We start from the raw sequence: 20,920 nt of genomic DNA on the forward strand, positions 1-20,920 counted from the left end.
CAAAAATCAACCAATTGCTATGAGAATGAAACTATTACAAAAACTAAAAAAATTAAGGAGGCTATACATCCCCCCCTTTGTGCTGATGCTCTTTTGTATCGCAGTGCTTAATTGCAGCTTTGCGCAGGCAGCTGCCCCCGCAGCTGTCAACACCACTAGAGTAGCCGATATTATCGTTACCGGGCGAGTGCTTGACGAGCAAAAACAGCCGCTGCCTGCTGTTAACATCAGTATTGCAGGTACTACAGTTGGTACCGTTACTGATGTGAACGGTAAGTTTATAATTACGAAGGTGTGGACCAGGCCTGGATGCAGCGCCTGCAGGTAATGCTTTCCAAATATAAATAAGAAACAAATGCTGCCCGGTTGGCAGTATACGCTATACAACTATGAAATTATTTATCAGAGCGGGTTTTGCGTTGTTGGTTGTTTCGCTGGCATCCTGCGGTATGCAGCGCGAAAGTGCGCTAAAATATGTAGACCCCAATATTGGTACAGCACATAGTCGCTGGTTTTTTTATACGCCTGCTGCGGTACCTTATGGTATGGCTAAGCTTGCCCCTTCAACCAACGGGCATTATGGTAACCCAAGCGGCTGGGAGGCCGTGGGCTATGACACACGTCAAAACTCGATAGAGGGCTTTGTGCATTTTCACGAGTGGCAGGTAGGAGGCGTAAGCTACATGCCAACCAACGGTGAATTAAAGGTAAAGCCAGGCGATCTGGATGGACCGCCTACAGGATACCGCTCTAACTTCGACAGAAAAAATGAGGTGGCCGAACCCGGCTACTATAAAGTTCTGCTGGATAATTACGGCGTCACTGCCGAACTAACTGCCACGAAGCGGGTAGGCTTTCAGCGTTATACGTTCCCCAAGAACGCGCAATCACACATTATACTTGATATTGGAAACAAGCAGGGCGAGAGTAGCGACGTTACAGATGCAGGTATCAAAATGATTGATGATACACACTTTGAGGGCTTTGTGTTCACCTATCCCAAGTATGTGAAGATCTACGATCCGGAAGGTAAAGTGGCGATGTTCTTCTATGGAGAGCTCAGCAAAAAACCATTAAACGTTACCGCATTTAATAAGGATAACATCAACCCCAATACAGTTGAAGCCAAGGGCGTGGGAGCTGGCTTGGCCTTGAACTATGAAACCGCCGAAGGCGAAACCATAGAAGTGAAAACAGGACTGTCGTACACATCGGTGGCAAACGCCAAAGCTAACTTTATTGCCGAAGCAAGGGGATTGTCGTTCGATAAGGCAAAAGCAAACGCTCAACTAACCTGGCAGCAGCAACTGGGCAAGATAGTAGTTGAAGGCACAAACGTACCCGATAAAACAAAGTTTTACACAGGCTTATTCCATGCTTTGTTGGGCAGGGGTATAGCCAGCGATGTTAACGGAGATTATCCTAAACATGGCGGTACAACAGGTCGGTTGCCCGAACAAAGCGGCGAGTTGAAAGCCGAATTTATTAATACCGATGCCATATGGGGCGGGTACTGGAACATCACACAGTTGTGGGCATTAAGCTACCCTAAATGGTACGGCAGTTTTGTAAATACACAATTGCAATTATATAAGGACCGCGGCTGGTTTGGCGATGGCATTGCCAACAGTGAATACATATCGGGCGTGGGGACTAATTTTGTTGGGCTTGCCATAGCAGGAGCATACAATTCCGGCATTCGCAACTATGATGTTAACCTGGCTTATGATGCCGTTAAGGCCAACGATCTGAACTATAAAAACCGCATTGTAGGTGCCGGTAAGCTGGATACCAAAGCATTTTTAGCCCATGGCTACGTGCCGCACCTGGAACAAACCGGGCGCGATTTTGTGACCGATTCTACGGGGTCCAACTTCTCGGGCTCGCACACGCTCGAATATAGCTTTAGTGCGTTCGCAACTGCACAAATGGCAAAATCGATGGGTAAAACTGCCGATTATCAGCAGCTCATTAAATACGCTAACGGCTGGCGCGAATTGCTTAACCCCAAAAACAAGTTAATGCAGCCCAAAAGGCTCGACGGCACATTTGTAGACAAGTTTGACCCATATCAACCCTGGAGGGGTTTCCAGGAAGGGAATGCGGTACAGTACACTTTTTACGTGCCGCAAAACCCCGCAGGCCTGGTTGATGCTATTGGTAAGGATAACTTCAATAAGCGGTTAGACAGCATCTTCACCGTTTCAGAAAAACTGGCCTTTGGTGGCGGTAAAACTATTGACGCTTTTGCGGGTATCAACTCCATTTACAACCACGGTAACCAACCAAATCTCCACATCAGCTGGTTGTTTAACTTCTCGGGCAAACCCTGGTTAACCCAAAAATGGACCAGGCTGATAGGGCAGGAGTTTTACGGTACCGAACCAATCCATGGTTATGGTTACGGGCAGGATGAAGACCAGGGGCAGTTGGGGTCGTGGTATGTGATGAATGCCCTGGGCTTGTTTGATGTTAAAGGCTTAACAGATGCCCGCCCTATAATTGAACTGGGCAGTCCGCTGTTTGATAAGGCTACCATTACTTTGGGTAACGGCAAAACATTGTCTATCGAATCAAAAAACAACGCTGCAGAGAACGTGTATGTCCAGGCGGCCGATTTTAACGGCAAGCCGTTAAATAACTGCTGGTTGTATCGCGATGAGTTGATGCAGGGCGGTAAACTGGTGTTTGTTATGGGCAATCAGCCAAATACCAATTGGGGCGTAAAAGTGCCACCTCCATCAGAACAATAGATACAACTATAGAGCGATATGACGTATTTTAGAAAAATGCATCTGGTAGGGCTTTTGGCCTCTGTTTTTGCAGTTAGCATTTTGCATGCTCAGGCACAACAGAATGAACGCGCCGAATATTTAAAACGCGCCGAAACCATGTACGCCAATATCTGGAAAGATTACCGCGTTCCGGCTTATAAAGGATTGTTTTCGGAGAATTTTCCGTCGAACAAAAAAGATACGCTGAACTATTTTCAGGGTAACGGGGTTAAGGAGAAAGAAGTAAGCTTTTTATGGCCGTTCTCGGGTGTGTTTTCGGCTACCAACGTATTGCTCAGGTCGTCATCTTCTAAAACTAGATATAAACCATATCTGGATAGCCTGATAGTTGGTATAGAGCAATACCGCGATACCGTTCGTAAGCCGGCAGGTTACCAAGCCTACCCGGTAAAGTTCGAAAAAGCCGACCGATATTATGATGATAATGGGCTGGTTGGTATTGATTATGTGGAAGCGTACTTCAATACTAAGAATCCGGTATATCTGCAACGCGCCAAAGGTGTGTTTGCATTTATTTTAAGTGGATGGAATGATGATATGGGTGGCGGCGTAACCTGGTTAGAGGGCCATAAGGATCAAAAACTCGCTTGTACAAATGGAATGGCTACGCTTACCGCGCTCAAGATTTATCAAGGCAGCAAGGATAAATATTACCTGGAACAAGGCAAGAAATTTTATAGCTGGATGTACCAAACGCTGCGCGATACGGCTACAGGTATTATTGCAAATGATGTAAAACTTAATGGTAACCAAAATCTAACTTTTTACACCTACAATACGGGGTCTTTATTAGAAGCCGCTGTATTGCTTTATCAATTCACAGGAGAAAAGAAATACTTGGCTCAGGCTAAATTGCTTGCGTTAGATAGCTATAAATACTACACAGGCGTGCCGCACGACAAAAATCTCAACCTGCATATAGATTTGCCATGGTTTTTAACGGTACTGTTTCGTGGATATGAAGCACTTTATAAGATAGATGGTAATTACCAATATATAGCCGCTATTGAAAAGGATTTAAACTACGCATGGCAAAACACGCGCGACCAGCACGGATTGACCACCAGTAGCTGGACAGCAAATCCGGAATTAATCAAAAAACATAAGTGGCTATTAGATGAAGCATGTATAGCAGAGCTCTACGGTCGTTTAAGCATGCTGCAAAAACAGAAGAAGTAAGCAATTTAGTTGGTAATTTGGTTTATATGTGCGCCATCGGTAGTGAGATCCGGTGGCGCTTCTTGTAAAATTAAATCATTAAACATGGTGCACCTTGTCCCGCCAATCAAACAAATAATATGGAGTAAAAAGTGTTCGTTCAGCAGGACTGATCAGTCTTGCGATCATGAACCGGTTCAAATACTTGCTGATTTCGGAATTATAGCGGTGTGGAGATTTAATCAAAGCTTAATAAATATTACACCTTCAGGCGATATAAACGAGTTTGGAAAAGACTCATTTTTTTAACGGTTTGTAAGAAACTGGTGTAATTGTTAATAAATGGGTAATTAAAGATTAATAAATGATAATATATCGTAATTATTAGTTTGGCATTTAGTTAATTTTAGAGAATCCAATCTTATCTATATGCGCTGCATGTGTTTGCAATTGATCCACATTTTAATTGTCTCTCTTTTTACTACAGATGCCGTTTATGCGCAGCAGAGCGTAGTTAAGCCCTACTTACCCAGCCACGCGCAAATGTTACAAGCCTATGCTAATGTTAACAAGCTCGATTCGGCCTGGAAAAAGTTGCCGCTTAATTATACCATAAGGCCAAACTGGCAATCAAATGGAAAACAATTCTGGTACGGAAAAAGAGTTGCCGATAACCAGAGCGATTACTATTTTGTAGATGCAGAAAAAGGCATAAAGCATAAAGCTTTTGATACCCAAAAAATGGCCGATGCTATAGGCTCGCTTACAGGCAAGCCGATACCTGCAAATAAATTCAAGGTAACGCAACTGTTTTATGATGCTGATCAAAAACAGGTGAAACTGAAATACAACGATGCCTGGTTTAAATGCAATCTGAATGACTACCATTGCGAAAAATCTGCCGACACAACATTTAAAAGCTACGACCCAAGCAGGCCACTACAGCGCCGCAAATACCGTTGGGAAGGCGCGCTAAAAGATTCCATATCGCCAAATAAACAATGGGTTGCTTTTGCAAAGAGTGGTAATATTTATACAAAAGCAGTAAAAGGAGGTGCCGAAATTCAATTTACCACCGATGGTAGTGCAGAAAAGCCTTATGGTGAAATATCATGGTCGCCGGATAGCAAGCACCTTATCGCTTACCGTATAGACCCGCGCAAAATAAAAGATGTTTACTACGTGCTAAGCGCCGTGCCAGGAACAACCCGCGGCCAGCTAAAATCGCACGAGTATGATCAGCCAGGCGATGAGTTTACTACCTATGAGCCCTTTTTATTTAGTATAGACAATAAAAGCAAGCTGAAAGTTGGCGATGAAAAACTCGACTTTTTTGGCGTGCCCGCACTGCATTGGAGGGATGGCGATAGCCGGTATTTTACGTATGAGAAGGTTGATAGGGGGCATCAACGTTTTCGCGTAATTGAGGTTGAAGCAGAAACGGGTAAAACCCGCAATATTATAGATGAAAAAACAAATACTTTCATCTATGAACAACGAATTTATACCCGCTATTTGCCCAAAACCCATGAGATAATTTGGGTTACCGAAAAAGACGGATGGCGCCACACTTATCTTGTAAATGAAATTACCGGCGATCAAAAACTTATTACCAAAGGTAATTGGGTGGTAAGGGATATTGATAGTGTAGATGTAAAAAAGAGAGAGATATGGTTTAACGCCAGTGGCAAAAACGAGGGTGAAGATCCCTACTTTTTACACTATTACCGCATTGGGTTTGATGGTAAAAATTTGGTTGATCTTACGCCCGAAAAAGGCAACCATGCCGTTAGTTTTTCGCCCGATAGAAAATACTATATAGATACCTATTCTGAGGTTAACGTAGCCCCCCGCATTGTACTTAAAAATACCGCAACGCTAAAAACGATAGCTGAACTGGAGCACCAGGATTTGAACGACCTGTTGGCTACGGGTATAAAATTGCCTGAGGTGTTTGTTGCAAAAGGCCGCGACGGAATAACAGATATATGGGGTGTAGTTTATCGCCCTGCCAATATGGATGCTACCAAAAGCTATCCTGTAATTGAAAACATTTACGCTGGCCCGCACGATTCATTTGTGCCAAAAAGTTTTTCGGTGATAAATGAAATGCAAAGTATAGCCCAATTGGGTTTTATAGTAGTGCAAATTGACGGTATGGGAACGGCAAACCGTTCAAAAGCTTTTCATGATGTTTGCTGGCATAACATTGCCGACGCGGGTTTTGCCGATAGGATTTTGTGGCTTAAAGCCCTTGCTGCAAAATATGAGCAAGTGGATATAACCCGTGTAGGTATTTACGGAACATCTGCCGGTGGGCAAAATTCTGCGGGCGCACTACTTTTTCATCCGGAGTTTTACAAAGCAGCGGTTTCTGCCTGCGGATGCCATGATAACCGCATAGATAAGCAATGGTGGAACGAGCAATGGATGGGTTATCCGGTTGGCCCCCATTATGATCAGCAATCTAATATTACAAATGCCGGTAAACTACAGGGTAGTTTAATGTTGATAGTGGGCGAGGCCGATACCAATGTTCCGCCAGAGTCAACTTACCGTTTTGTTGATGCGCTGATAAAAAATAATAAAGATTTTGATCTGTTAACGTTGCCTGGAGCCGGGCATACTGATGGTGGCCCCTATGGCCGCCAAAAAAAGCGTGATTTTTTTGTGAGGCATTTGTTAAACGCCGAACCTCCGGCAAGAAATTACGCTGAAGTAGCGGTAGAGTAATGGCGGTATAGATAGTGAAGGATATGTAAACTATCTTTCTATAAAAGAAAAAATAAGCGCACAACAGTTTATACCATTCCTGTTGATTGTGTTGATCGCAATAGTTTTTCTAGATTATAATATATAATCACCGATAACGATAATAATGTGCCACTCGGGCGCAATGGCAAAGCCGTGTCTATATAAATCATTGATATTAAATCATTTATGTATTTAATATGTTAAAAAACCGTTAAAATAGGGTAATATAACACGCAATAAGCCTTTCCTGGATATATATATTTGAGTTTATTAATAAAAATATTATTACAAACAAAATTATTAACTATGACAAAAAATTTTACATTCTACAGGAAACTCCTGATTGTATGCCTTTTTCTTTGTTGGCTAATTCCCCTGGGCGCGTTTGCGCAATCCGTTGTAAAGGGAAAAGTAGTAGATAAAGACAATTTACCTATTATGAATGCTACTGTAACAGAAAAGGGCACCACAAACGCTACAATCACCAACGAAAAAGGGGAATTTACCATCCGCACTACTAAAGCGGGCGCTATTTTGGTTAGTACAACCGTAGGGTTTTTACCTTTTGAGGTAACGGTTGGTGATAAAACGACGGTTACTTTAGTGCTGCAGGAAAATATGCAAACACTAAGTGAAGTTGTACTTATTGGTTATCAGAAAATTACCAGAAAAAAAACAACTGCGGCTATTTCCAGCTTATCGGCAAAGGAGCTTGCCAACCTGCCATCTGCAAGCTTTGATCAGCTTTTGCAGGGTAGGCTTTCGGGCGTAAACGTACAAAACTATTCGGGTATGCCCGGTGCGGCTGCCTCCGTATCGGTTAGGGGTAACTCATTAGTGAGTAGCGGTTATGACGAATATAATGTTGTAAACAGCCCGCTTTATGTTGTTGATGGTGTGCCACAACCAACAGAACAATATGTGGGGCCAGGCGCAGGTACCGGTGCCAATTATCTGGCGGGGATTAACCCGGCTGATATTGAAACTATCGACGTATTGAAAGATGCATCGGCTGCGGCAATTTACGGTTCAAGGGCGGCCAACGGCGTGATATTAATTACAACCAAAAAAGGCTTATCAGGCGAACCACGCGTTACCATCAGCTCATACGTTGGCTTAACGCAACGCCCAAACCTAAGAGATGTAACGTTAGGTACAACTGAAAGAAGGCAAAAAATGGCTGTTTTACAAAGCCAGCTTACCTATAATGACCAGCAGCAACTTCCTTATATTCTAACAGATAGTTTGAATTCGGCCTTTAATGGCAACACCGATTGGCAGAGCCTTTTCTATCAGACTGGGAAAATTAACAATACCGACCTTAGCTTGAGTGGAGGTGGCAACGGAAATTCCACTTATCGTTTTAGTGCCGGTTATTATAACGAGGAAGGTATTATTAAAGCCACAGGCTTTAAGCGTTACTCAACCAGGTTAAATCTAGTATCTCACGCGCTTAAAGGTAAATTAACTATTAACCCATTAATTGCTTACACACGCACTGATAATGCCAGGGGCAATGGTAATAATGCCAGTCCGATAAGTTTGGGATCGGGAAATATGCCTTCATCGTTACTGAATTTAGATGCTGATAAAAAAGCATATTATTTGGGTGCCTACAGCGAAAATTTGGATAAAAACATAGGTAATCAAATGACATTCAATTTAAATTTAGCTTATGAGATTTCTAAACACCTTTCGCTTAATTCACAATCATCATATTTATATAATTCAAACCGCCGCGATTTAAGCAGGAGCAATCTGTTAGAAAATGGCCAGGGTAACTATTCTTATAGCTACGCCGATAATTCCATTACGGTAACAACCTCCAACTTTTTATCTTACAATAATGTCTTTAAAAAGCATACGGTGAGTTTTATTGTTGGGCAGGATATTAATTATAACCAATTTCAAAACACTATAGCCTCTGGTTACAACGGGCCCTCAGATAATATTCAGGTGGTTAACGGTTTTCAACAATCAAAAATTGGCGCCAGTTCTGATTATCAGGCTTACGGCTTAGTGTCTTATTATTCAAGGCTATCCTATGATTATAACAGCCGTTACCTGTTTTCATTAAGTGCAAGAACAGATGGCTCATCCCGTTTCGGAAAAAATCACAAATGGGGCTTCTTCCCGGCTGCTTCAGTTGGTTGGATATTATCCGAAGAGGCGTTTATGAAGGATAATTTAAAAAATATTTTCACCCTGGTTAAATTAAGGGGAAGTATTGGTACATCTGGTAGCCTGCCAAATAATAACTACCTGCAGTATAACCTTTATAGCGTAAATAACGGTGGTTTTGATGGAAACAGCGGTGCCACCTCCTATAATGGCGTAACCGCTGTAACCCCTAACTTTCATGATGGCGCTGCCCAGGATAACCTGAGCTGGCAGAGATCGAAACAATGGAACATTGGTACAGATATTGAAATAAAAGACGGTAAATACGCGCTATCGTTTGATGTGTACAATAAGGAGAATTCATTACAGCTTTTTGGGGTGGATTTGCCCGTAACAACTGGTTACGATGTGGCTTTAACCAACTCAGTTGGTGTGCGAAACTCGGGTATGGAGCTAACGTTATCGGCAAACCCGCTCGAAGGTGCTTTCAGATGGGGGTCGCGTCTTAACATTTCTTACAACAAAAACGTTATTACCAGTTTGCCAAATGGTGGCAGGGATTTGGTTTTAAGTGGCGATAGATTTGATAAATCGCACGTTTTATCAGTAGGCAGCCCGATAAATGCGTTTTACCTGTACCAAACCAAAGGTGTTTTCCCAACCAACGCAAGCGTTCCGCAAAATCCGTTAACAGGTGAAAAGTATAAGAATAGCAACGGTGTGTACCAGGCAGGCGATTTTTATGTTGCCGATTTGGATGGAGACTACTATATAGATACGTTTAACAGCGGTATAAATCCCGATAAAAAAGTATCAGGCGATCCAAACCCTAAATACACTGGTGGTTGGACCAACAACTTCAGCTACAAAAATTTTACACTGGGCATTTTCTGTACATTCACTTTTGACAGAGATGTACTGAACTTGTATGACTCCGACAGGTTTTCAAATTCACAGGATGGTAATGCTGTAAACAATTTTGTTTACTACTCAACACCAGATTTAAGCAAGGTTAATATCTGGACACCCACTAACACCAATGCTACCTATGCTAAATACGATATAGGTACTTACCGGTATTATTATACCAGCGCCCAAACATTTTTTCTTGAAAAAGGAGGCTATTTTAGAATTAAGAGCATAAACGCCGGATATGACTTTTCAAAAAATGCTTTAAAGAAACTTGGTTTAAGCAAATTGAGAATATACGTTGTTGCCGACAATGTGAAAATGTTCCAGCAATCTAAAAATCTTCCGGATGCTGAAGCTGTAAACCCTTACGGCGAATACAATGGCGCTGGCTATCCTATACCAAGCAAATACACATTAGGGTTTGAGATTAATCTATAACAGAAATAACGATGAGAAACACATATAAAAAATTAGGCATATTTTTAGGTGTACTGCTTTTGATAAGCGCTACTTCATGTAAGAAATTGCTGGAACAGGTGCCCAAAAACTCAACTTACCAGCAAGTATTTTGGAAAAATGCAAACGATGCCAGGTATGCTATATCCGGCAATTACGCACTGGTACGGGCTGCGATGACCAACTATAACGATAGGTACTATATGTACGGTGAAGCAGTTGCCAAAAATTATTTTACTATTCAATATAATGGCGACGGGCTTGAAGGTATACAGAATGGTGATTACACATTTCAATACAACCTGGAGAATTTGGGTAACTATACCTACTACTACAAGGCTATCGCAATGTCAAACATCGTCATCAAAAATGTATCGAAAATGACTGACGAGCAGCTGCAAACGGAGGATAATCCTACTGCTTTCAGGAACAACATTCTGGGTCAGGCTTTATTTTTAAGGGCATTTAGTTATTTTATGATGGTTAGGGTATGGGGCGATGTGCCAATTGTTACCGAAGCTTACGACGATCCGCTTACTGCGCCTCAATTACCAAGAAGCCCTAAGGCCGATGTTATGAAACTCATTGAGGATGATTGCCATAAAGCTGCGGGTTTGTTAACCTGGTCATACGCCAGTGCAGGTGATGCTAAAGTTACGGCCAACGCTGGTGCAGTGTATGCGCTGCTTGCGCATTTATACCTTTGGAGAGCAACAATGCTTGATGTGTCAACCGATAATCCAAACATTACTGATGTAAACAGTGCCGATACAACAATTAACACCCTAATGGCGCGTGGAGGTTATTCGCTTTCAGACACCAGCAAATATAAAAGTGTTTTTGTAGGCAGGTCGTCAGAGGGCATATTTGAAATTAATATGAGCGAAAACACGCTCGAAGGTTCAAACGCAGGTATTGGTATTAGATTTTTAAACCAAAGCTACATAAACCAGGGCAGTACTAATCCGCGCGATTTTGTAGTGCCAAACTACCTGAGCGAGCATTACGGCTCAGGATCAACGGATATACGTTATACAAATAACTTTGAACTGGTTTCCACTACCCAACCCATGTGTACCAAGTATAGTAATGTTATATACAGAAACCTTGCCCAAAAACTCGATCCTTATCTGAGTAATAATATGATTATCTTCAGGTTAAGTGATTTTATACTATTAAAAGCCGAAATAGCTTTGTATAAAGGAGATAAGTTTTCTGCAATTACCATTATCAACAATTGGAGAACAAGGTTTGATAAGAACCCCAATTTAATAGACGACAGCTATAGTTTAAGTGATGTGATGTATGAATATGGCATTGAGCGTGGCAAGGAGTTTTATCTGGAAGGTACCATATTTTATGATCTGTTACGAACCAGAGAGTACCAAAATCATGTGGATTGGCTAACATCGCCCCGATTTAAAGCCGAGGGATATTATTGGCCGGTTGATCCTGCCCTATTCAAGCAAAATCCATTACTGAAACAAACTAAATACTGGCTTGGTAAAGTGTAACAAAATGTATAGTACTAAACAAGAGAACATCATGAGAAAATATATAAGTATACTATGTTTATGCTTAGCGGTTTTTTTAATTGCTTCATGTAAAAAAGACAGCTATAAGAATGACGGTGGCGTGAGCGATCCGCATGTTAATATGACAACCTACGATTACCTGAAATCAAAGCCTCAATTTGATTCATTGGTGAGAATAATTGACAAGGCCGGTTTAAAGGATGTAGTTAACAGCGATATTACCTTTTTTGTTACAACCAATTATGGTATTGTGCCATATGTAGCTGCAAAAAAGTTTGAGAAATCGCTTGAGGTGGGAACTGAAAACTTTGATTTTGGTATCAAGGATATTCCATCACAGGAATTAAGCGATTCTCTAAAAACGTACATGTTTGCAGGTAAAATAAACCGCGATCAAATAACGGTAACGGGCAAGTTATATGATAGTTTGCTTGGCCCTATTCCCGCAAAACCGGGACAGCCGAATTCTGCGGTACAATACCTGATCAAGTTTAGGCGGTCATTTGATTATAGCAGTTATGTAGACCATGTAGACTACGTTAATTACGTAAGGGTAACAGGATCGAGGGACGATTTGCAGCTTGATCCAAGCACCATCCCTGATGACGAAAAAGATAAGGCGGTTGACGTTCAAACCTCCGGCATTATTACCACTACAGGGATAGTGCACGTTTTAAATGGCTATCATCGTTTGTTTTTCAATGCACAATCAACCGGCAATTAATAACTACCATATACAGTGTGTATTGTGTTAATTGTAATACACACTGTATCTAATCAATAAATTATATGCAAGTAAAAAAATATATTTTGGGCACAATGCTTTTAGCAAGCGTTGTTGCCTGTAAAAAAATTCCTAATGGTTTTCAAAGTGATGCCATCCGTTATAAGGACAACGAGCTTTTAGCCAAACGCGGTTTGATACTGTACCAGTCTGACAGGATAAATGCCGATGGCTCAACGCCTCCATACAGCTATAAAATGTTAAATTTAAGAGGTATTGATGGCAGCCCGGCGCCAAAGGAATTTACCACGCCATACAAAATAGTGGTGTTTAAAGATGGTTTGTCTTTTGATGCAGCAACTGATACAACAGTGGCACAGTTAAATGCAAAAAGAGAAACCCGAACAGTGCCACCTTTATCATTTAACGAAGTTAGCGGCCAATTAACATTTAACAGGGCATCTATTAATTTACCGCTTGGTAAATACACGTTTGATGTGGAGTTTAAAAATCCTACCGGCACCAAAATATTTCCGTCGTTGGCCAACATTAACGTTGTTGATCCTTCTACTGATGACCTTTTTGCCATTACGGATGGTGTTGCTAATGCTTTTCATGATGTAACCGGGGCCGTTACACCTATGAAAGCACCTACGGTAACTTGTACCAGGATATCTGCCGATGGCGCAAGGGTGATCTTAAAAATGGTTGATAAAAACAACAAGCCATTTAACCCCAAAACAGGCGAGATTATAAAACGTGGCGACAGGCCTGTATTTGAAAACTATGCCAAGTTTAACCCCGTTGTAAAAAATGATACCGCTATGATTTGCGATTTTGAGGTTGCACCATTCCCGTTAACATCTTACATAACGCCAACAACAAACTGGGGGTTCTTAATGTATTACAGGATACCAAGTCAATTTGCTACAATTGATGGTTTCCCTGCCTCGTTAGGAACTTTTTCTATAAACCCAAGATGGTCATGGCAGGTAAAACTCGAAGGGACCTACATAGTACAGGTTAAATTTAACGATGTGACACACAAATAACACCAGGTGTCATAAAGAAAGTATCAGTACAATTCCTTACAGATACGCTTCTTATTATAACTACTACCGGCAGCTAACGTTTATCAGTTAGCTGTCGGTTTTTTTTTACCGACCTGTTTCCACGCAACAATCAAAAAAGGCAAAGGGGCGTTTCTTTAAGAATTAGAAACAGCCCCCTTCGCCTTAGTTTTTGTTTATTTGACGGCTAACGCCGCTTATGTTATAAGCTGCTTTTGATAAAGCCCATATCAAAACATTATAAGTAAAGTGCCCACTTTTTATATAATTCCTCATAAACTTTAAGGGCATTAGCCGTAGGTTTTGCTGCAAAATGCTGTTCTGTTTGGGTGTTGCTGGTCCATTCCCAATCAAACTTTGCGCGTATTTTATTGAAAGCTTTCATATCAGGCTCTTCGCCGGTTTTAATCGTCTTGCGTAGCTCTTTAAAAAACAATTCCCAGCGTTTTTTATAATAGCTGCTAAACATACCCGACCAATCCTTTTGCGCATAGTCCGAATTTTCGTTGTCTTCACCGCCCCAGGTAGTGATCAACACACGGGCACTCTTCTCATAATAGTCTTTTTGTTCGGGGGTAACACCAAAACTCCTTGCTTCATCAAGCCAGTTGCCCAGTAGTAATTCCTGCTGGGTTCCGGTAAGCGTGTTCAAATCATCGCAAAGTGTTGTGAACAGGGTGGTGTATTTTTCAAAAACTACTTCGTTTTTTGCATAGTATGCTTTGGCGATAGAATCGCGGAAAGATGATGCCAGGTTAACCAATACCTGTTTTTCTATCATGCTCAGGTCGCGCACAAAAAGAGGCGAAGCTTTTGACATGGAATCAGCCATGAATAATGCGGGGAAAATATTGGCTACCGCTCCGTAATCATATCTACTTAACGACGAATAGCCGCCATGCCCTTTAAGCCTGGGTTGTGATTGAACGATATTACCCAGCCCAACGCCCGATACCTGGTTGTTGTACACCAACGGAAGCAGCTTTGTCCAAACGGCCTGCACCACCGGGTCGGAGTGGCCTGTGCGGCTATCTGCGTAGGCTTTTATCCAATCATTTGTATTGGTTGCACCGGCATTCCAGGCATAGTCAAACAGCCACTCAAACATAAAGTCGTTTACACCAAAACCTTCCAAAGTACTGCCTATGCCTACCATTTGGCGTTTATTAGGGTCGTTTTCGGCGGTAGGGAGTATTTTAGCCACTTTTAAAAGAGGTGCTGCAAGTTGCGTGTTGCCTCCAAAATTACCCAGGTAACACCACACATAAGGGGCATTAAAAAAGCCGTCGGTAAGGCGCCAAATTTCTGTGTCCTCGGTAAAATAATCAAGCAGCAGCATTTTATTGGATGGCACTGCTTTTATCATAGCCTCCAGTCGTGGGTTGGTCCAGTGCTTGCGGTCGTAGTAAAAAGTCCAGCCCATTTGCACCCAAACCGCTTCAGGGTCAACTGCCTGCATTCCGCCATATATGGTTTTGGCCACGCTGGCCAAATAACTTGCATCCCAACTTGGCGGATTCATTTCGTTAAAAGGATCGGCACCGTAATAATGGTTGGTGCCTAAAAGTTTCTGCTGTTCTTTGAGGTATGCTTTCTGTATTTTTACAAACAGCGGATCCATCGGATTAAGAAAAAAGGCATCATTTTGGTGGCCGGTTTCATACGAGCCTAAATTAGATAACTTTATTTGTGGGTACTTTTCCTGAAGATCTTTTGGTACATGGCCTGCGAAAGCCGGCAAAATAGGTTGCATACCCAAACTCCGCTCGCGTTTTAAAATTTGTTTTTGCAAAGCAAACTGATCGTCGATAAAGCTTTGGGGTAATGGTCCCAGCCACCGGTCCAGGTTCCCCATACGTTGCCATGGCAAGTGTGATGGCCCGGTAAAAAACGAACGGCTTTTGGCCTCGGTAATTCCAAACTGTTTCCAAACCCGCTGCCATATGTATTCCTGCCCTGTTATAGCCAGTGGCATATTAATGCCGTTCAGCGCCATCCAATCTATCAGGCGTTCCCAGTCGTTCCAACGCCACCATAGCATCGTATAACCAAAGGTGCAATAGTTTAAAAAGAAACGTTTCTCAAACCGGCACGCCTGGCCCATTGGTTCAGACACTGCTGGTAAGATAGCCGGCACCTTTACCGCATCATTTGCGTGCCAGGTAACAGAGGCATGGCAATAATGCTTTAAATAATAATTGAAGCCTTTGGCTAAAGCGAGTGGGCCTGTACCCTTAATTAATATTTTGCCGTTTAGGTTATCAATATAGAAGCTATCTCGTTGGTTAATCGTTGGTATGGTTTGCAACACAAAAGCATTTGAGCGGCCGGGTAGTATCCGCTCGATGAGTGCTTTTGCATTACCGTTATCATCTGTATCGGTAATGGTGGCACCAAAGCTACTGGTAAGCCCCAGGCCAAACATCATCAGAAGTAGTCCTAAAATTCTTTTTTTTACTGGATTTTTTATTCCCATTGGGTTAGGTTTTTTTTAATAATACGCAATATTGCTTTTCCGCACTAAATTAAGGTAGTATTAATAATAGTTTAGCAAAAGGAGCTTAAAAAGACGTTTTTTATAAATTTTTGCTAAATGATTTGCAATTTTCAAATGTTTGATTTCGCTATTCCTATTAGCTTATTACACCCCTTAGTTAAAAATGGATGATTTTATGGGCTTGTTTAAGTAACCCGTTAAGTATTCAGTTTTCTTGTTTTAAATTCGATATCCAAGTCGCCAATTTTATAGCCGATTTTTTGGGTATAGCTTGGTTTTTAAAAAAAGACAGCGTACACGCCAGCCTAATAAGGTATTTGCCGGTATAGGTATAATAGTGGTAAAAGCAGGAGTACACTTATTACCATGCTTTTCATAAATTATCTATTAAAAGTCAAATTGCTTCAGTTTTATTACGGCAAGCCATCACCCGATTGAGGGATTTTAACAGGCAAAATATCGGCATAGCTTAGTGTCAGCTTATAAAAAATGCCGATACTGAAATTATCCATTTGGCCCAATATCCTTAACCCGCAACATGAAAATGGTACAGCCGGTCGCTGCATTATTTTATGGTTGTTTATAGCCGTATTTTTTTTGAATGCTTGTACTGCTCCCTACTACAGCTCGGTTAATAACATGAGTGGCCAGCCAGCCTCCATTACTTTAGCTAATGGAAGGCAGCTAAACGGCAAAATAAATGTGCGGTCGTTTGACAATTACAGTTCGGTTAGCCGCATTCAATTTAGTATTGATGCCACCAACATCTACCAGGATTATTTTATTGGCGACCTTAAATCCATTTACATTAATGGTAGTACCTATAGTGTTAAAATGCTGGTAGGTAGTAATTTTTGGGGAGGTAATGCCCTGCGTTTTGTAAAGCAGCTTACCCAACCAGGCGGCAGGATGGACTTGTATCAAAACGAGGTGGTTAGCCGGAACCAAACCACAGGTAAAGATGAAACAGCAATTGAATACTATCTGCGGCTGCCCGGCGGCACCAATGAAGTGTACAACCTGGAGAGCAGCAAATTCACACCTGGTTTTAATGATAAAATGAGCCTTTACGTTCAGGACTGCCCGGTGCTTGCTGCCCGGATAAAGGCCAAAGAGCACGATTACTTTTACCCATTTATTGTAAACAACGGGGAGTTACGCCGCAAGGCAGTATTGCTGCAAATTATTAACGACTATAATAATTGCAACTAATTTAAAAAACTAAAAACCACACAAATGAAAGTAACAAAGATCACCCTATTATTGGCCCTGCTTTTAATAGTATTTGAAACCACCCAGGCGCAAATAAACCGACCGGGCGGCACACGGGTGCCAGTTGGCGGTGCTAACCAAAGCAATGATATTGCCGGCTTAATAAAGCAAAAAGCCGCCCAGGCGGGTTTAGGTAACGTACACAGCGAAAGCCCGGCAATGCGCCCTACCGCGGGGCCTGGCGGTTATTTTTTGCGTTATGAAAAAGGGTGGGTGTATTACAATCCTAGCTTAAAACAAGCATTTGCAATATATGGCGACATCATGAAAAAATGGGGGGAAACCGGGTACGAAACCGGCCCACTTGGTTTTCCGGCCAGCGACGAAATGGATGCAGATCAAAGTGGTTTTAAACGGATGAGCAAATTTGATAACGGCAACATTTACTGGAACGATGGCCGCACCGAAGTTGTTAAAAAAAGCAGAATTGCTTTTAGGGCACCGGCAAAGGTAAGTGTAGCTGCATTTAACCCGGCCATATCTTTAAGGCAAATTGGCGGTATTCAAATGCGTATCGTTAAGAGAACAGATAAGGATATCAGTTCATCACCTAAATTCTCTGCCCCTCGTAAAACCAGGGAAACCGCCGAGAAACCGGTAAACGATTCTGTGCTATGTAAAACAGAATACCGCAGTTATTCCGTAGAGGACATGAACCAGGAGATTTTGAACCCCGAAGCCATGACAAATTTGTGGCTGGGCGGTGTTTATGATCTTAACGAAATGGCTAAGGGTAACTTTAATGCCATTAATACCAACAGGAGCCCGGTGGTATTTACCATGACTAACAAAGACAATACCATTGAGATACCTGTCCCCGATAAATTTAACCTCAAGAGCAAGGTAGAGGAGTTTCGTAAGCAGCCTTTTTCATCGTCGCCTTTGGGTTTTGGGCAATACCTCGAATCGAGCATGGTGAATAGCGAGTCGGCCTTAAATATTGCCGTTGGAGCGTCCTATACAGGTTATGGCGTTAGTTTAAAAGATAAGTTTAACTACACTACCAGTACAAAAAGGCGTAAGTTTTTACTTAATTACGTTAACCCGGTATATACAATTTCGGCCGGCCCTAAAACAGATAGCTTGTTTAACGCAGGCGATGCCAATAATATAAACGGTAACCTGGTGTATATAGATCATATTACCTACGGGGTAAAGCTGATGGTATATTTTGAGGCCGATTTGGATGAATCGGAAATAGAGAACAATTTTAAAGGAGATGGCTGGGGTGCAGATTTAAAGGTAGATAGTAAGGTTACCCAAAAAATGGAGAACACCCGGTTCAAGATCTTCCTTTACGGTTCCAGGCAGCCAATATCTACCAGCGCTTACGGTTATGCCGATATGCTGCGCAAAACGGATGCCTTGCTAAAGGCCATAGTTTCCGGAAACAAGATCAACCCGCAGGAATTGGGCGAGCCTATCAGTTACTCGCTGCGCTTTTTAGATGGTAAAATAGCAGCAACATCATGCCAGGTAGAAAATATTCCCGAACAAAATTGCCGGATTAATGCCGACAGGCCTATGAAGCTGAATATTGCCCTTACAAAAAACAAAAATTCCAACCGCGATATGTGGGGTTGGGTTGATGCCGAAATATTAAACAATGCCGGGCAAAGCGTAGTCAACCAAACCATTTTTGATTTTGGCAAAAAAGCCGCGGTAGCATCAAATGAAACCGCTACATCGCCGCTTTATCAAAACGTGTTTGAAAATATAGCCGCACCCGATAGGGCAACCGGCAGGGTACGCCTTTGGTTTTGGATCAACAGCTCAAAAGATCATTATTGCCCGTTACAGGGGCAACAACAGCAAAGCTATAATACACGACCAGGGCATGGCGGCACCCATTATTTTGTAGATATACCGATGAGCGATGTGCTGACCGCTAAAATTGGGCAGCCGCTAACCAAAGAATACACCGCCCAGGAAGATTCGGGTGACAGATCTACCTATAAACTCACCTTTAGGCTTGCATTTGAGTAAGGTATAAAATTCTATCAGGTACCATATCAAACAAAATTGAATATGAAAAGCGGCTTTCTTATTATAATAGGCATTCTTATGGCATTAGGTAGCCATGCACAGGTAAAAATAAAATTGGCTGGAATACATTGCTATGCCGAAACTACCAACGGTAGCGGCAGTGATGAGCTATATTTTGTGATCAACGTATTTAAAAAAGGTGTTCGTATAGCTACCAGGCAAATCCCCGAATGGAGTTACAAGGGAGGTGTTGATGCTGGCGGAACCTATTTTAAAAACTATGAACCTGTTTTATATGAGGGGCCTGCCCAGGATATAGCCATTGAAGTTATACCTTATGAGTGGGATAGTGATGATATTGCAAAAAGAGTAGCCACATACAAAAATAAAATCAGCGTTGCCGTGCAGGATGGCACTTTTGATGCTAAATGGAACAACCTTGGCTTTGAACGCGGCCAGGTAAAAACTACGCAAAGCATGTTTGCAGAACAACCCGAAGCAGGCGCTGACGATATTGGTACTGCATTTACCATGTTATTTTCTAAAGAGTACCTTGATAAAACTAATGCGTTAGAAGCAAAATATGTTACCATTGATAACGATTTAGACAGAGTAGCTTATCAAAAGAAGGTTGATTTTAATTTTTGGAATCCGGATGCTGTTCTAACCACTTTGCAGTCTGCTAAAAGCCCTAATAAAGACAATTACTACTTTGATAAAAATGGTTTTGACGGCAACTATGGTTTCTTCATCAGTACCGAACCTGTTTTTGCACAGCTAAGTGACAAAGCTATACGGCAAAAATGGAACCAACTACTTTTAAACGGATTTAATACCGGTGCCCTGGTAGATTTTAAAACCGCTGCCGAATTAACAAACGGCGTTTGCAACGTAGCTCGTTTTGAAAATTGCGCTATCTACGCAACATTCGTCAGCAACGCATTTGAGGTACATGGCGACATATACAAGGCCTATAATGCGGCTGGCGAGTACAAGAATCAAGTACTGGGCCTGCCGGTGTCTGATGAAACCGATATCATAAACACGTTGATAAAACCTACTACCGAAAGCAAATGGGCGCAGGCTGGATATAAAAAATACAATCAGTTTACGAACGGCTATATTTTATGGAAACCCGGCCAAGCCAAAATTTTATCCAAAGCCGAATTTGAAGCCGGACCAATACAGGTTAGCACTTTAACGGCACAATTAGCTACGTTACCCATGCGACCAACTGCTACAAATATAGTCGGGAATGCAGACCTGATTAAAAAATTAATTTTTGATAAGGGTAAAGAAGCCAACCTTGGCGCTGTGCATACCGAAAGTGCAATGCCGCGGCCTACAGCCGGTGCAGGCGGATATTTTTTACGTTTCGAAAAGGGCTGGGTTTATTATAACCCGCATACCGCCGCAGCCTATGCTATAGGTGGCGACATTATGAAAAAGTGGGGCGATACCGGTTATGAAACAGGGCCGCTGGGATTCCCCACAAGCGACGAAACTGACGACCATAATTATACCGAATATAGCAGAGCCAGTCATTTTGATAAGGGTATAATTTATTACAGTGCCCAAAAAGGAACAATGGTGACTACAGGCAACAATACAAAGGCTGAAAAATAATAACAGGTAATTTA

The 20,920-nt window shown here is 42.0% G+C and carries 12 protein-coding genes; 11 read left to right on the top strand and 1 reads right to left on the bottom strand.

Annotated features, from left to right (window positions below; genetic code table 11):
* Positions 1-19: 19 nt before the first annotated feature.
* The 8 genes from E2R66_RS15590 (at position 20) to E2R66_RS15625 (ending at position 13,507) form a co-directional block, all read left to right on the top strand.
* The gene (locus E2R66_RS15590) at positions 20-328 is read left to right on the top strand and encodes a carboxypeptidase-like regulatory domain-containing protein (protein WP_133235271.1); all 309 of its coding nucleotides are present in this window, start codon (positions 20-22) and stop codon (positions 326-328) included.
* Between the two features lie 61 nt (positions 329-389).
* Positions 390-2,753, top strand: a complete 2,364-nt coding sequence (locus tag E2R66_RS15595) for a GH92 family glycosyl hydrolase (protein WP_133235273.1) — start codon at positions 390-392, stop codon at positions 2,751-2,753.
* A gap of 18 nt (positions 2,754-2,771) precedes the next feature.
* Complete coding sequence (locus E2R66_RS15600) at positions 2,772-3,974, top strand: glycoside hydrolase family 76 protein (RefSeq protein ID WP_133235275.1); 1,203 nt, start codon at positions 2,772-2,774, stop codon at positions 3,972-3,974.
* Positions 3,975-4,391: 417 nt separating this feature from the next.
* On the top strand, positions 4,392-6,686 hold the full coding sequence (locus E2R66_RS15605) for a S9 family peptidase (protein WP_133235277.1): 2,295 nt from the start codon (positions 4,392-4,394) through the stop codon (positions 6,684-6,686).
* Positions 6,687-7,013: 327 nt separating this feature from the next.
* A complete protein-coding gene (locus E2R66_RS15610) occupies positions 7,014-10,178 on the top strand; it encodes a SusC/RagA family TonB-linked outer membrane protein (protein WP_133235279.1) in 3,165 nt (1,054 codons plus the stop codon).
* Between the two features lie 11 nt (positions 10,179-10,189).
* Positions 10,190-11,710, top strand: coding sequence for a RagB/SusD family nutrient uptake outer membrane protein (locus E2R66_RS15615; protein WP_133235281.1), 1,521 nt, complete (start codon positions 10,190-10,192; stop codon positions 11,708-11,710).
* 31 nt (positions 11,711-11,741) lie between these two features.
* Positions 11,742-12,455 (top strand): hypothetical protein, encoded by a 714-nt coding sequence (locus E2R66_RS15620; protein ID WP_133235283.1) that lies wholly within the window; start codon positions 11,742-11,744, stop codon positions 12,453-12,455.
* A 65-nt stretch (positions 12,456-12,520) separates the two neighbouring features.
* Positions 12,521-13,507 carry a DUF5007 domain-containing protein gene (locus E2R66_RS15625; protein ID WP_133235285.1) on the top strand — a complete coding sequence of 329 codons (987 nt, stop codon included), beginning with the start codon at positions 12,521-12,523 and terminating at the stop codon, positions 13,505-13,507.
* 256 nt (positions 13,508-13,763) lie between these two features.
* Here E2R66_RS15625 and E2R66_RS15630 read toward each other — a convergent pair whose 3' ends face one another.
* Complete coding sequence (locus E2R66_RS15630) at positions 13,764-16,001, bottom strand: alpha-N-acetylglucosaminidase (RefSeq protein ID WP_133235287.1); 2,238 nt, start codon at positions 15,999-16,001, stop codon at positions 13,764-13,766.
* Between the two features lie 510 nt (positions 16,002-16,511).
* Between E2R66_RS15630 and E2R66_RS15635 the strand changes: the two genes are divergently transcribed.
* The 3 genes from E2R66_RS15635 (at position 16,512) to E2R66_RS15645 (ending at position 20,906) form a co-directional block, all read left to right on the top strand.
* Positions 16,512-17,234 (top strand): hypothetical protein, encoded by a 723-nt coding sequence (locus E2R66_RS15635; RefSeq protein ID WP_133235289.1) that lies wholly within the window; start codon positions 16,512-16,514, stop codon positions 17,232-17,234.
* Positions 17,235-17,258: 24 nt separating this feature from the next.
* Positions 17,259-19,280, top strand: coding sequence for a thiol-activated cytolysin family protein (locus tag E2R66_RS15640; protein ID WP_133235291.1), 2,022 nt, complete (start codon positions 17,259-17,261; stop codon positions 19,278-19,280).
* A 78-nt stretch (positions 19,281-19,358) separates the two neighbouring features.
* Positions 19,359-20,906, top strand: coding sequence for an LGFP repeat-containing protein (locus E2R66_RS15645; RefSeq protein WP_158288423.1), 1,548 nt, complete (start codon positions 19,359-19,361; stop codon positions 20,904-20,906).
* Positions 20,907-20,920 lie beyond the last annotated feature (14 nt).

Origin of the sequence: Mucilaginibacter psychrotolerans (assembly GCF_004519315.1) — a bacterium.
GTDB classification, from domain to species: Bacteria; Bacteroidota; Bacteroidia; order Sphingobacteriales; family Sphingobacteriaceae; genus Mucilaginibacter; species Mucilaginibacter psychrotolerans.

Bases quoted from the DNA above. Each gene is read 5' to 3' on its own strand.
- E2R66_RS15590 (WP_133235271.1), top strand. From the start codon at position 20: ATGAGAATGAAACTATTACAAAAACTAAAAAAATTAAGGAGGCTATAC.
- E2R66_RS15595 (WP_133235273.1), top strand. From the start codon at position 390: ATGAAATTATTTATCAGAGCGGGTTTTGCGTTGTTGGTTGTTTCGCTG.
- E2R66_RS15600 (WP_133235275.1), top strand. From the start codon at position 2,772: ATGACGTATTTTAGAAAAATGCATCTGGTAGGGCTTTTGGCCTCTGTT.
- E2R66_RS15605 (WP_133235277.1), top strand. From the start codon at position 4,392: ATGTGTTTGCAATTGATCCACATTTTAATTGTCTCTCTTTTTACTACA.
- E2R66_RS15610 (WP_133235279.1), top strand. From the start codon at position 7,014: ATGACAAAAAATTTTACATTCTACAGGAAACTCCTGATTGTATGCCTT.
- E2R66_RS15615 (WP_133235281.1), top strand. From the start codon at position 10,190: ATGAGAAACACATATAAAAAATTAGGCATATTTTTAGGTGTACTGCTT.
- E2R66_RS15620 (WP_133235283.1), top strand. From the start codon at position 11,742: ATGAGAAAATATATAAGTATACTATGTTTATGCTTAGCGGTTTTTTTA.
- E2R66_RS15625 (WP_133235285.1), top strand. From the start codon at position 12,521: ATGCAAGTAAAAAAATATATTTTGGGCACAATGCTTTTAGCAAGCGTT.
- E2R66_RS15630 (WP_133235287.1), bottom strand. From the start codon at position 16,001: ATGGGAATAAAAAATCCAGTAAAAAAAAGAATTTTAGGACTACTTCTG.
- E2R66_RS15635 (WP_133235289.1), top strand. From the start codon at position 16,512: ATGCCGATACTGAAATTATCCATTTGGCCCAATATCCTTAACCCGCAA.
- E2R66_RS15640 (WP_133235291.1), top strand. From the start codon at position 17,259: ATGAAAGTAACAAAGATCACCCTATTATTGGCCCTGCTTTTAATAGTA.
- E2R66_RS15645 (WP_158288423.1), top strand. From the start codon at position 19,359: ATGGCATTAGGTAGCCATGCACAGGTAAAAATAAAATTGGCTGGAATA.